Origin of the sequence: Pseudomonas sp. WS 5412, from assembly GCF_012985615.1 — a bacterium.
GTDB classification, from domain to species: domain Bacteria; phylum Pseudomonadota; class Gammaproteobacteria; order Pseudomonadales; family Pseudomonadaceae; genus Aquipseudomonas; species Aquipseudomonas shahriarae.
The window spans coordinates 21,999-32,925 of the sequence record NZ_JAARMB010000033.1 but is presented as its reverse complement, the minus strand read 5'-3'; the positions used below and the strand labels follow the sequence as shown (position 1 = coordinate 32,925).

The 10,927-nt window shown below is 64.7% G+C and carries 15 protein-coding genes; 6 read left to right on the top strand and 9 right to left on the bottom strand.

All coding sequences use genetic code 11. From position 1 onward, the window contains the following. Positions 1-421 precede the first annotated feature (421 nt). The 5 genes from HBR94_RS27060 to HBR94_RS27040 form a co-directional block, all read right to left on the bottom strand. The gene (locus HBR94_RS27060) at positions 422-691 is read right to left on the bottom strand and encodes a DUF3325 domain-containing protein (protein ID WP_178112945.1); all 270 of its coding nucleotides are present in this window, start codon (positions 689-691) and stop codon (positions 422-424) included. A 1-nt stretch (position 692) separates the two neighbouring features. After that, positions 693-2,231 carry a PepSY-associated TM helix domain-containing protein gene (locus HBR94_RS27055; RefSeq protein WP_170045839.1) on the bottom strand — a complete coding sequence of 513 codons (1,539 nt, stop codon included), beginning with the start codon at positions 2,229-2,231 and terminating at the stop codon, positions 693-695. Continuing rightward, positions 2,228-2,515, bottom strand: a complete 288-nt coding sequence (locus tag HBR94_RS27050; protein WP_170045838.1) for a DUF3649 domain-containing protein — start codon at positions 2,513-2,515, stop codon at positions 2,228-2,230. The genes HBR94_RS27055 and HBR94_RS27050 overlap by 4 nt, the downstream gene beginning before the upstream one ends. A 212-nt stretch (positions 2,516-2,727) precedes the next feature. Further along, positions 2,728-4,068: a sensor histidine kinase gene (locus HBR94_RS27045; RefSeq protein WP_170045837.1), complete on the bottom strand. Its 1,341-nt coding sequence runs from the start codon at positions 4,066-4,068 to the stop codon at positions 2,728-2,730. Beyond that, the gene (locus HBR94_RS27040) at positions 4,065-4,784 is read right to left on the bottom strand and encodes a response regulator transcription factor (protein WP_057959131.1); all 720 of its coding nucleotides are present in this window, start codon (positions 4,782-4,784) and stop codon (positions 4,065-4,067) included. Before HBR94_RS27040 ends, HBR94_RS27045 begins: the two co-directional genes overlap by 4 nt. Positions 4,785-5,133: 349 nt before the next feature. Between HBR94_RS27040 and HBR94_RS27035 the strand changes: the two genes are divergently transcribed. Then, on the top strand, positions 5,134-5,652 hold the full coding sequence (locus HBR94_RS27035; protein ID WP_076964993.1) for a cysteine hydrolase family protein: 519 nt from the start codon (positions 5,134-5,136) through the stop codon (positions 5,650-5,652). 12 nt (positions 5,653-5,664) lie between these two features. On the opposite strand, the gene HBR94_RS27030 is transcribed toward HBR94_RS27035, so the two are convergent. After that, a complete protein-coding gene (locus HBR94_RS27030; protein ID WP_057959133.1) occupies positions 5,665-5,952 on the bottom strand; it encodes a hypothetical protein in 288 nt (95 codons plus the stop codon). Positions 5,953-6,185: 233 nt separating this feature from the next. On the opposite strand from HBR94_RS27030, the gene HBR94_RS27025 reads away from it, so the two are divergent. Genes HBR94_RS27025 through HBR94_RS27015 form a run of 3 tightly spaced genes read left to right on the top strand, consistent with a single transcriptional unit; the run spans position 6,186 to position 8,323 of the window. Further along, positions 6,186-6,824, top strand: coding sequence for a secretin and TonB N-terminal domain-containing protein (locus HBR94_RS27025; RefSeq protein WP_057438740.1), 639 nt, complete (start codon positions 6,186-6,188; stop codon positions 6,822-6,824). Continuing rightward, positions 6,821-7,366, top strand: coding sequence for an RNA polymerase sigma factor (locus HBR94_RS27020; RefSeq protein WP_057438724.1), 546 nt, complete (start codon positions 6,821-6,823; stop codon positions 7,364-7,366). The genes HBR94_RS27025 and HBR94_RS27020 overlap by 4 nt, the downstream gene beginning before the upstream one ends. A 36-nt stretch (positions 7,367-7,402) precedes the next feature. Further along, on the top strand, positions 7,403-8,323 hold the full coding sequence (locus HBR94_RS27015) for a DUF4880 domain-containing protein (protein WP_170045836.1): 921 nt from the start codon (positions 7,403-7,405) through the stop codon (positions 8,321-8,323). Between the two features lie 31 nt (positions 8,324-8,354). On the opposite strand, the gene HBR94_RS27010 is transcribed toward HBR94_RS27015, so the two are convergent. Both HBR94_RS27010 and gspH read right to left on the bottom strand, forming a co-directional pair. Further along, a complete protein-coding gene (locus tag HBR94_RS27010) occupies positions 8,355-8,963 on the bottom strand; it encodes a type II secretion system protein GspJ (protein ID WP_057438723.1) in 609 nt (202 codons plus the stop codon). Next, positions 8,960-9,421: a type II secretion system minor pseudopilin GspH gene (gspH, locus tag HBR94_RS27005; RefSeq protein WP_076964995.1), complete on the bottom strand. Its 462-nt coding sequence runs from the start codon at positions 9,419-9,421 to the stop codon at positions 8,960-8,962. Before gspH ends, HBR94_RS27010 begins: the two co-directional genes overlap by 4 nt. Positions 9,422-9,511: 90 nt before the next feature. Here gspH and HBR94_RS27000 point away from each other — a divergent pair, with 90 nt between their 5' ends. Next, positions 9,512-9,943, top strand: a complete 432-nt coding sequence (locus HBR94_RS27000; RefSeq protein WP_170045835.1) for a type II secretion system protein N — start codon at positions 9,512-9,514, stop codon at positions 9,941-9,943. On the opposite strand, the gene gspI is transcribed toward HBR94_RS27000, so the two are convergent. Further along, on the bottom strand, positions 9,930-10,322 hold the full coding sequence (gene gspI / locus HBR94_RS26995) for a type II secretion system minor pseudopilin GspI (RefSeq protein WP_170045834.1): 393 nt from the start codon (positions 10,320-10,322) through the stop codon (positions 9,930-9,932). The two genes, HBR94_RS27000 and gspI, sit on opposite strands and share 14 nt — an antisense overlap. 148 nt (positions 10,323-10,470) lie before the next feature. On the opposite strand from gspI, the gene gspG reads away from it, so the two are divergent. Continuing rightward, positions 10,471-10,920, top strand: a complete 450-nt coding sequence (gene gspG / locus HBR94_RS26990) for a type II secretion system major pseudopilin GspG (protein ID WP_057438719.1) — start codon at positions 10,471-10,473, stop codon at positions 10,918-10,920. Positions 10,921-10,927: the final 7 nt, after the last annotated feature.

Here is a 10,927-nt window from a genome sequence, read left to right as displayed (position 1 = left end):
TGCTTTTGATCTGGCTTTTGATCTTGATCTCAGGCGCCCCGTTAAACCACGATGGCCGCAGGCAGGTATTGCGCAGTGGGCACCCCGGCATGGATGCCGGGGTAGCCGCGACACGGCCATGGATGGCCGATCGCGGCGGGCCCACGGAGCAATGCCTGACTGCGGGCATGCCGAGCCTAGGCGAGGCACCGAGTGGTGGGGCAAGAGCCCTTTTGGTTACTTTTGGGGCTCTTTTCCAAAAGTGACCCGCCGTAAGGGCGGAACCAATAGCCGCCGTGACCGCAGCAACGGATATGTACACAACCCCAGAAAAGAGCTGTGTAGATACCTATGCCGCGATGGCGGTGTATCAGTCGCCGTATGTATCGGACAACCCAGCGCAATCGCCGGCAAACCAGCCCCTACAAGGTTTTTTGGCCCATCAGCGCGTGGTGTAGGGCAACAGAAACACCACGCCAAGCCCAGCCAGCGAAATCAAGCCGAACCACGCCACCGGCCCCATGGCCCAGCCCCACCCCAGTACGCTGACGGCAAAACTCGCCGCCAGCATCCCCCAGCCCAGCACTCGCAGGCCACGTCGTAGCACCGGCGAGGGCAGGCGCTGCATAAGTTGTTTGTAATGGCGCTCCAAGCCCAGGCATAACCCCGCCATCCCTGCGCAGGCCAGCAGCAACGCGCCTATCAACGCCATCTCAATTGACCTCCGCTACAGCGTGCTTGGCCACGCGCCGTGTGCTGCGTTCCTTGGGCGCCTGGTACAGCTTCCAGCACGGCCAGGCCAGCAGCAGGCCGAGGGCGACGCTGGTCAATTCCAGGTAGACGTAATCACCCAGGCTTTCCCCCAGCAGATTCAGGGCCGGCAGGCCGATACACAGCACTGCCGCCAGGCCCAGTTGCTCGCGCCAGGCACTGCGCCAGGGGCGGACAATCGCGTGGCCCAGGCTCAACAGCCACACCAGGAAAAACACCCGCACTTCCCAGCCACCGCGCTGGGCCAGTTCCACCGGGAGCAAGCGGTTGGCCCACAACAAGGCCACGCACGCCACCGTCAGCCCGGCCACCACCGCCACATTCAGGCGTTCGGCGATGTGGTAGAGCAGGGCGCCCACGGCGCCTTCGCCATCATGGCGCCGGCGGCGTTTGACGGTAAACAGCACCACGCCCGTCGCCAGCATCGCGCAACTGGCCAGGCCGCAGACAAAGTACAACCAGCGCATGGAGTAGCCGCCGAACTGCGCAAAGTGCAGGCCGGCCATGACCTTCTGGGTCAACAGGCTGGGCCGGCTGACCGCAGGCTGGCGCAGGACGGCACCGCTGACCCCGTCAAACAGCATGCTCTGGCCCTTGGTCAGCTCGATGCGGTTGCCCAGTACCGGGCGTACCTCGATGCGTGCGTCGCTGCGGCCGGGGTTGTGGATCGACAAGCTGGACACCGGCCCCATGGCCCGCTCGGCCTCGGCCAGCAGCGGTTCCAGTGCCGTCAGCTCGGCCGCTTCGCTGTGTTTGGGGCGTTCGCCGCGCACTTGTTGTTCGGCGGGCGCGCCACGCAGGGCGCGGAAGAGGTTGTCGCGGTCGCCGTCAAACAGCGCGTCCACCGCCGCCGGCATGTAGATCAAATAGAAGATCACCAGCCCGGTATAGGTGATCATCAGGTGAAAGGGCAGCACCAGCACCGCTGTCGCGTTGTGCGCATCCAGCCATGAGCGCTGGCCCTTGGCGGGGCGGAAGGTGAAGAACTCCTTGAAGAATTTCTTGTGGATCACGATCCCGCTGACCAACGCGACCAGCATCGCCATGGCGGCCAGGCCGACCGTCCAGATCCCCAGGTCGCGCGGCAGGTTGAGGGTGAAGTGGAAGCGGAAGAAAAACCCGCCCCCGGCAGTTTCGCGCACGGCCAGGGGCTCGCCGGTGTGCGGGTCGAGCGCGGTGCCGCCGCCACGTCGTTGTTCGCCGGCCGATACCGTCAGGGTGTCGGAGCGTTCGCCGGGCAGGCCGATGTTCCAGGTCTTCGCCTCGGGGTGCTGGCGCGCCAGGTAGTCGAGGGCCTGCTGCGCGGCGGCGCTTTGCGACAGGGTCGCGGTGGGGATTTCCGGGCGCATCCAGCCGTCGATTTCCTTGTCGAACACCGCCAGGGTGCCGGTCAGGAAGATTGCAAACAGCAGCCAGCCGAACACCAGCCCGCTCCAGGTATGCAGCCAGGCCATGGCCTGGGTCAGGGTCTTGTGTTTCATCCCAGCACCTCGCGCCAGTGTGGCCAGAAACCGACGGCAGCCAGGGGCAGCGCCAGGGCCATTCCGGCCCACGCACGCCAGGCGTTGCGACAGGCAAAGGCCCAGAGGATCGCCAGGGTGTAGATCAAGAAGGAGGGCAGGCTGGCGACCACCAGGGCATCCACCTTGTCCATGGGCAACAGGCGCGCCAGGGCGGCGGTAAACGCATAGGTAAACAGGTAACCGCCGATCAGCGCGGCGACCATCCGCGAGAGGGTCGGCCAGGCAGAGGATTTGCTTTTCATGGAGGGCTCATCAGCATCAGACCAGGCAACACCATTGCCCTGGGGGGCAGGCTTGTGTGGGAGCTGGCTTGCCTGCGATGGCATCTCCTCGGAATGACCTGCTAGACCGAGGCGTCTGCATCGCAGGCAAGCCAGCTCCCACATAGACCGAGTGGGTCACAAGAAACGTATGGCTCGAATGCTAGTGATTCTCATATGGGAGTAAACGCAATTTACAACTTATACACTTTGAGCCGCAGGTGCAGGCACAGCCCGGGCGTGGTGTTCTGTGCCCACAACTGGCCGCCTTGCAACTGCACGATGCTGCGCGCAATCGACAACCCTAGGCCATAGCCGTCACCGCCGGGGCGGGCGGCGTTGAGGCGGGTGAAGGGCAGGAAGATCTGCTCCAGCTTGTCCGGCTCGATCCCTGGGCCCTGGTCCTGGATGCACAAGTGCCAGAAATCGCCCTCCAATGCACCGGTCAAGCGCACCACACCGTGTTCGGGGGAATGGCGGATGGCATTGCGCAGGATATTTTCCAGGGCCTGGGCCAGGCCATTGAGGTTGCCCAGCACCCAACAGTCGGCGGGCAGTTCGCAGGGCAGGCGCTCCCGCGGCCAGCCGCTTTCAAAGCAGGCGTCTTCGCGCAGCAAGTCCCACAACGGTTCCATCTCGACTGCTTCCACGGGCATCGCCGGGCGTTCGGTATCCAGCCAGACCAGCTCCAGGGTGCTGCCGATCAAGCGTTCCATGCCTTGCACTTCGCGCTCCAGGCGCTGGCGCAGGGCATTTGGATCGGGCTCGCGCTCCCCGGCCACCCGCAGCCGGCTCAAGGGCGTGCGCAGTTCGTGGGACAAGTCCCGCAGCAGGCGCCGTTGCAGGACCACGGTATTTTCCAGGCGCTCGGCCATATGGTCGAAGGCCCGGGCCAATTCACCGAGTTCATCACGGCGGTGCGTCACCTGGGGCCCGACCCGCGCCGCCAGGTCACCGGCGCTCAGGGCATTGGCCTGGCGCCGCAAGATCACCAGCGGCGAAATCAGCACCCGGTACAACAGCACGCCAAACAGCAGGGCCAGGCCCGTCGGCAGTCCCTGTTGCAGCAGGATGGACCAGCGGCCATTGTCCTTGCGCGGGTCCAGGTGCAGGGGCAGTTCCATCACCAGGCGCGAAGCCCCGTCGCTGAACGGGATGTAGAACGTTGGCCGGCCACCGGGGCGGCCAACCGGCCAGTCGATGCGGCGCACGAAATCCAGCTTGCGGCGTTCGATCGTGGTCAATGCCTGGGAAGACAGCGAATGGTGCTCGTCCACCACCACTGCCCACACCTGCTCGCGGGCCCGCAACGTCTTCAGGAACTCATCGACCCCCTCCGCGCCGTGGGCTTGCCAGGCCGTTTCGGCTTGGCGGGCGTAATCGGTTAGGAGTTGCCGGGTAGGGGCGGGCAACCGGGCGGTGGCTTCCCGCAGGCGCTGGCTCAAATCCACTTGCAGGCTGACCACCAGCAGGCACAACACCGCCAGCAAGCCGATCAATTTCCACAACAGCGAGTGGCGGTTGGGCAGCCTCATGGCTCCAGCCGGGTCAGCATATAGCCCGTGCTCCTGACCGTTTCCACGCGCCCGGCGGTGTAGCCGATGGCCTGCAACTTGCGGCGGATACGGCTGACATGCATGTCCAGGCTGCGATCATGCCGCGAATAGGCGCGGTGCATGACCTGCTGATACAGGAATGCCTTGGTCAGCACCTCGTCGGCATGGGCCACCAGGGTTTCCAGGACGCGGTATTCGGTGGTGGTCAGGTCGGCCCACTGTTCATCCAGGTGCACATCCGTGCGCTGTTCGTCGAACGTCAGTTGCGGATCTTCATTGCGCGCCGTGCCAGGCACCTCATGTTCATAGGCCACCCGGCGCAGGATCGCGTCGATGCGCACATCCATCTCCAACATGCTGAACGGCTTGGGCAGGTAATCGTCGGCGCCCTGGCTGAAACCGGTGATGCGGTCCTGCTCGGCACCGAGGGCCGACATCAGGATCACCGGTACCCGTTGATGCCGCCGCAGTTGCGCGAGCACCTCCAGGCCGCTGCTGCCGGGCAGCATGATGTCCATCAGGATCAGGTCGAAATCCTGGGTACGCGCCAGCTCGACAATCCCTCCACCATCCTGGCGCAACGTGACCTCGAAGCCACGCTGGCCCAGGTGGCTGTGCAGGTGGGCGGCGAGCAACGGGTCATCCTCGACGGCAAGGATGCGGCGCGCAGCGGGGAGCGGGTGGGGGGCGTGCATGGGATCTTCCTGCGAATGCGAATGTTTCTAAGTTGCGCATTCTGGCAAAAGTCCCGACATATTCCTATCCATTGCGCTTTATTGCCGCATTTTCGGTTTAAGCACTGAACACGTTTGCAGCTCGGGGGGGCGCTCCAGGATCCTGGCTTGTCAGGGCGTTGCGGTATTGCTAGTGTCGATGCATGACTGCCTATTGCCTCACCTCGACGACCACCACCACGACCGCTTCAAGCGGAGCGTGCGAGGTTTCGTGAGCCAATAGCAGACGAACTTCAAAGGCCCGCCAGCGATGGACAGGGCCTTTTTTCTTGTCCTTGTGTCGCTGGCTCAAACGCAAGGAGATGCACCCATGTACGCCCTGTTGATTCTCGATATGCAAGTCGGGCTAGTTCACGGCCCGGAAAAACCATGGCGCTGCGAAGCGTTGTTGGAAACACTCAATAGCCTGATGGATAAGGCCCGCCACGCCGGTGCGCCGATTTTTCTGGCGCGCCATATCGGGCCCGTGGGCTCGCCCATCGAACCCGGCAGCCCGCTGACGAAGGTGGTACCGCAACTGAAGTTGCTCGGTGGCGAAAGGGTGTTCGAAAAGCGTCGGCCCAACGCCTTTGAGTCGACCGACCTGGCTGACCAGTTGCGCGCATGCGGCGCTAGCGGTGTAGTGGTCACCGGGATGAAAACGCAATACTGCGTCGACAGCACCTGCCGTGCTGCCCGTGACCTTGGCTTCGATGCGGTACTTATCGCCGATGGCCATACCTGTTCGGACACTCCCGTGATGAAAGCCGAGCATATCGTCGCTCATCACAATGCCACGCTGGATGGGCCGTTCTGCCAACTGGTTAGGGCTGAGGAGTGGCGCTTCTAGCAGGCCCCCAGATCACGGCCGCTGCGGCTTTACCCCCGTACCGAACGTATTGCCCATCCGCACACTGGTCGCCGCCGGCGTCGACAAGCCAATCTGGTTCGGCGGCCGCTGGTGCACCGGTTTTTCCCGCGCCTCGCGGTTTTTCTGCGCTGCCTTAGCGCCCATCTGCTGGCTCAGGCATCCATAGTCAGGCGCTTTGTACCCATCCACCCTGGCCTCGACACAACCGCCCGGCGTTTCCTCGGCGTGCACGGTCGACGCCAGGCCCGCGCATAACAACAGCATCAACAACCGCTTCATCAGAGCCTCCTGGCAGGCCCTGGGGAGTGGGCCGTTAGTGCCTGCCAGTCTAGCCCGGTGGCGCTGGCGAAACCGTGATGTTTTTTTTGCCATCACCGTAACATCAGGTTCATAAATTGGCCTCAGGATGACGCTTTTCCCAGGACACGGCAGCCGTGCAACAAGGCAGAGCAGGGGTCGAACGGTGGGCTTGGAGGCGCACGCACTGCTGCCTGGTCTTGCTGTTGGCCTGGATGTGGCTGCCACTGCCCAGGGTGCAAGCGGGGGAGCCGCCGTTGTTGCGCCTGGATCTGCCTGCGCAAGACCTGGCGCCCGCCCTGGAAGCTTTCAGCCGGGCCACCGGGATGGCTGTGCTGGTGGACCGCGAGTTGAGCGATGGACGACGTTCGATGGGTGTGCACGGGCACTACAGCGCCCAGCAGGCCCTGGGCCTGTTACTGACAGGGAGTGGCCTGATGGCGCGTTACGCACGCAGTGATGCATTCACCCTGCAGGTGCCTGAAGTCAGCCAGCCGCTGGCCAGTCGCGGGGTGTCGCCACGTAACGCCGCACGGCTCAACCGCAGTTATGCCAGCGCCGTGCAGCAGGCCGTCGAAGCCAGCCTGTGCCGTTCACCCTTGACCCGCCCCGGCAGTTTTCGGGCGCTGGTGCAGGTCTGGGTCAACCGTGACGGATTGATTGAACACAGTCGCCTGGTGAGCTCCACCGGCGATGTACTGCGTGATGAAGCGCTGGTGCGCAGCCTCGGCAGCACATGGATAGAGCGCCCGGCACCCAGCTCGATGCGGTTGCCGTTGACCCTGCTTTTAATGCCCGATACCACAGGAAAACGCATGGAATGCACAGCACGGCAAGGAGCTTCCGGGGCATGAAGGATACCGGGCACACGCCAATGGTCAGGTTGTTCCTGGCCTCCTACGAGGACTTCAAGGTGCGTTTGCGCAAGCGCCTGGGGTCGGAGGATCTGGCCAATGACGTCCTGCATGAAACCTACCTGCGGGTCGACCGCATGGACATGCCGGCGAACCTGCAACAACCCAATGCCTATCTGTACCGCATGGCCCTGAACATTGCGGCCGACCGGCGCCAGGCCGATGCCCGCCTGCTGACCGGCAGCGAAGTCGAGGAGTTGCTCAATATCAGCGATGAAGCCCTGGACCCCTCGCGGGTGGTGGGTGGCCAGAAAGAAATCCAGTCCCTGCTCAAAGCCCTCTACGAACTGCCTGCCCGGCGGCGCAAGATCCTTATCGCCGCGCGCCTGGAGGAAGCGCCACACCTGGAAATCTCCCAGCGTTTCGGCATTTCCACACGCATGGTCGAGAAGGAAATCAAGGCCGCCCTGGGGCATTGCGCCCAGCGTCTGGAAAGAAAAGTCATCCAGCGGTTCGGTCCCGGCGCCGGAAAACCGTCTTAGTGTTGAGTCCCTGATAATCCGTGAGTACCTGCGCGCTTGAATATTTTTAGCTTTCCCACTGCCCGGGATACGCCCGACAGCCGATTGCACGGTGAAGCGCGCGACTGGCTGGTCCTCCTGACCTCGGGCCAGGCAACCGTGGCCGATGCCAAGGCCCTGCGCCAGTGGTGCGCCCAGAGCCCCGAGCATGCCCAGGCCTTCGAACAGGCCAAGCGACTGTGGCAACAATTGACCCCGGCGCTGACCGAGGCCCAGGCCCCCCGGCACTTTGGCCGAAGGGCGTTCCTCGGCGGGGCGCTTGCGGCCTCGGCGGCCCTGGTGATGGTGCACATCAGCGTGCCCGGTGGTTTTGCCGGCTTGGGCGCCGACTACCACACCGCAGTGGGCGAGCAGCGGCGGGTGGACTTGCGCGAGGGCATCAGCCTGGAGCTCAACACCCAGACCCGCATCAGCCGGCGCGAGCAGGGCATCGAATTGCTTGAAGGCGAGGTCGAGGTGCAGGTGGCACAGCCGCTGACCGTACAGGCAGGGGCGGGCTGGCTGAGCGCGAGCCAGGCGCGCTTCAATGTGCGCAACACCGACCTCAGTGTGTGCGTGACCTGCATTGAAGGCTGGCTGGCGGTTGAAGTGCAGGGGCGCAGCGTGCGCCTGGACAGCGGGCGCCAGTTGACCTACGACGCGGCCGGGCTGGGCCCCGTGGTGACGGTGGACACCGACGCCGTGATCGCCTGGCGGGAACAGGTGCTGGTATTTAATAACGCCACACTGGATACGGTGATCGACGAGATCAACCGCTACCGCCCAGGGATGTTGGTATTGCTCAACCGCGAACTGGGCAAGCGCCGGGTGCAGGCGCGCTTCAGTCTCGAACAACTGCCGGGCGTGGCGTTGCTGATCCGCGATGCCTATGGGGCCAAATGCACGGAACTGCCGGGCGGGGTGGTGTTGCTCAGCTAGCCCTGGAGACGGGGGCCCGCTCGCCACAGGTTCAGTCCAACGGCCCCAGCACCTGGCGATAGCGCTCCACCCCCTGGGGCGTCTGGCGCACCAGGGTGATTTCCATCCCCAATGGATTGTCCTGGCGATTGCCGCTCAACTGCCGCCAGCCTTTCTCGTTGTCCCACACCCGCACTTGCAGGTCGCTGACCTGGCTCAACACCGCCACCGCCTCCTTGGGCGCCGGCAGCGGATAGCGATCCCGCGCCGGTGCGGCAGCGCGGTACAAGGTGTCGCCCTTGAGCCACCACCGCACCCGTTGCAGGCCGTCGCCGGGGGTTGGCGCGCTGCGGATCAGCTCCAGACGAAAGCCCTGGCTGTCGGAGCTGCGCACGGTCACCGCCGGCAAGGCGTCGGCGGCGGGAGGCTGGTCCTCGGTGGGTGGCGCAGCCAGTTCCACCCCGGCGCGCAGGCTGACGTCCAGTTGCAGCTGGTTCAGGGCGCGCAGCAGGCCCTGGGTCTGTTCGGTGCTGGCCTGCAAGTGGGCGTCGGCGCGGGTTACGCTGTCCAGGCCGCGCCAGGCAATCAGGCTGACCACCGCCATCAGCATGATCGCCACCATCACTTCGATCAGGGTAAAGCCTTGCTGCTCGCGGTTCATGGCTGGCTCACCACGCGCAAGGTGCCGGCTGCATCACGTTGCAGGCTGAGGCCGTGTTGCCCGTCCGAGAGCCACACCTGCAGCGGCGGAGTGATCCATTCGGCATTCAGCACCAGGGTCTGCCGGGGTTCGATCCGCACCAGCATCGGCGTGGTATCCCAGGCCCGTGGGCGCAGTTGTGGGTCATCCTTGAAGTCCTCCAGCCCCCGGCCATCGTCGCGGCGGCGGCTCAAATGGTAGCCCTTGGCATCGGCGCGCCAAGTGATCGTGCGGCCATCGGCACGGGCTTCGGCCTGGGCGATCTGCAGCACCTGGCTCAGGCGCTCGGCGTCCTTGCGCAAGCGGTGCAAGGGGTCGGGCTTGATGCTCAGGCTGATGGCCGCGCTGGCAATGCCGATGATCACCAGCACCACCATCAACTCGATCAAGGTGAACCCCTGTTGCCGGCGATTCGTCATGGGTGTGCCCTCAACAGGATCTGCCACTGAAATAAAACCGTGAGAATTGCCCTGTAGGCTGTCTGCACGGACAAACAGGAGGTCCCGCCCATGGCATTCATCCATCGCGTATCTGCCGCCCACGGCATCCAGGCCCTGGCCGTGCTGGCGACGCTGGCCGGGGTCGCTACATGGACACCGTTGCTGCTGACGTCTGCCGAGTCCCATACCCCGGCGCTTGCCCCCCAGGCATTGGCGGCGCGCAGTGATAACCCGGCGCTGCAATGGTTTGCCGACATGCCGGCGGCCCTGCAGATCAAGGTCTCCGGGGTGCTGGCCGGCGCCCAGGGCGCGGTGGCGATTCTCAGCCTCAACGATGGGCCGCCGCGCAGCTTTCTAGCGGGGGAGCGCCTCAGCCCCGGCGTGCGCCTGGCGGCCATCGAGGGCGACGGGGTGGTGATCGAGCGCGGCGCTGAAAAGGTCCGGGTCAACCTCGACACGTTGCCCGATGCCCCGGCCTTGCCCCGGCTCACTCGGCCGTAACCTGCTTTAACGCCGGCGCGCGGGCCACCAGGGTCTCAAGGCGCGCCAGGGGCGGCGCCTCGCGTGTGGCGTCCAGCACTTGCACGCTGACTTTCCACAGGTCGCCAGCGCCTGCCACCACCTGTTCACAGCGCAGTTTCAAGCGGCCCTGGTCGCACTCGAACGTCTTGCGCCCGGGGCCGGCGCGGCCTTCCAGGCGCAGTTGCGCCAGGCGACTCTGGGCCGCCAGCATGGCGATGGACTTGTCGCGCAACAGGCCATTGCTCTGGGTCATCAACCCCGCCACCCGCACCGCCGCCGCCATGGCCACGGCGATAATCGCCAGGGCCACCAGCACCTCGATCAGGGTGAAACCTTGGTTCCTATTGCGGGCGCGCATGGCTTGCTCAATGCCGGGAAACAGGCCCGCAGACTAGCCCTTGCACTTGACCGATTGGCGACCAAAGCTCCCGAGGATTTTCAATACGCCTGACATGTTGTCTTGCAACACTGCGCGACGAAAAGCACTCAAGCCAAGGAATGTCGAGATGGATATCGCGCACTTCACATCCACCCCGCGAGGCGCTCGTGGCCAGCGTGGCTTTACCCTGATCGAGATCATGGTGGTGGTGGTCATTCTCGGGATCCTCGCCGCCATGGTAGTGCCCAAGGTGCTCGACCGCCCCGACCAGGCGCGGGCCACGGCTGCCCGGCAAGACATCGGTGGCCTGATGCAGGCGCTGAAACTCTATCGCCTGGACCACGGCAGCTATCCGAACCTGACCCAGGGTCTCAAGGTCCTGGTCGAGCGCCCGGCCGATGGGAAGAACAGCAATTGGCGCGCCTACCTCGAACGCTTGCCCAACGACCCCTGGGGCCGCCCGTATCAGTACCTCAACCCTGGCGCCAACGGTGAAGTCGATGTGTTCTCCCTGGGCGCCGACGGCCAGCCCGACGGTGAGGGTGTGAATGCCGATATCGGCTCCTGGCAGTTGTAAGGCGCGC

Bases quoted from the DNA above. Each gene is read 5' to 3' on its own strand.
- HBR94_RS27060 (WP_178112945.1), bottom strand. From the start codon at position 691: ATGGCGTTGATAGGCGCGTTGCTGCTGGCCTGCGCAGGGATGGCGGGG.
- HBR94_RS27055 (WP_170045839.1), bottom strand. From the start codon at position 2,231: ATGAAACACAAGACCCTGACCCAGGCCATGGCCTGGCTGCATACCTGG.
- HBR94_RS27050 (WP_170045838.1), bottom strand. From the start codon at position 2,515: ATGAAAAGCAAATCCTCTGCCTGGCCGACCCTCTCGCGGATGGTCGCC.
- HBR94_RS27045 (WP_170045837.1), bottom strand. From the start codon at position 4,068: ATGAGGCTGCCCAACCGCCACTCGCTGTTGTGGAAATTGATCGGCTTG.
- HBR94_RS27040 (WP_057959131.1), bottom strand. From the start codon at position 4,784: ATGCACGCCCCCCACCCGCTCCCCGCTGCGCGCCGCATCCTTGCCGTC.
- HBR94_RS27035 (WP_076964993.1), top strand. From the start codon at position 5,134: ATGTACGCCCTGTTGATTCTCGATATGCAAGTCGGGCTAGTTCACGGC.
- HBR94_RS27030 (WP_057959133.1), bottom strand. From the start codon at position 5,952: ATGAAGCGGTTGTTGATGCTGTTGTTATGCGCGGGCCTGGCGTCGACC.
- HBR94_RS27025 (WP_057438740.1), top strand. From the start codon at position 6,186: ATGTGGCTGCCACTGCCCAGGGTGCAAGCGGGGGAGCCGCCGTTGTTG.
- HBR94_RS27020 (WP_057438724.1), top strand. From the start codon at position 6,821: ATGAAGGATACCGGGCACACGCCAATGGTCAGGTTGTTCCTGGCCTCC.
- HBR94_RS27010 (WP_057438723.1), bottom strand. From the start codon at position 8,963: ATGAACCGCGAGCAGCAAGGCTTTACCCTGATCGAAGTGATGGTGGCG.
- gspH (WP_076964995.1), bottom strand. From the start codon at position 9,421: ATGACGAATCGCCGGCAACAGGGGTTCACCTTGATCGAGTTGATGGTG.
- HBR94_RS27000 (WP_170045835.1), top strand. From the start codon at position 9,512: ATGGCATTCATCCATCGCGTATCTGCCGCCCACGGCATCCAGGCCCTG.
- gspI (WP_170045834.1), bottom strand. From the start codon at position 10,322: ATGCGCGCCCGCAATAGGAACCAAGGTTTCACCCTGATCGAGGTGCTG.
- gspG (WP_057438719.1), top strand. From the start codon at position 10,471: ATGGATATCGCGCACTTCACATCCACCCCGCGAGGCGCTCGTGGCCAG.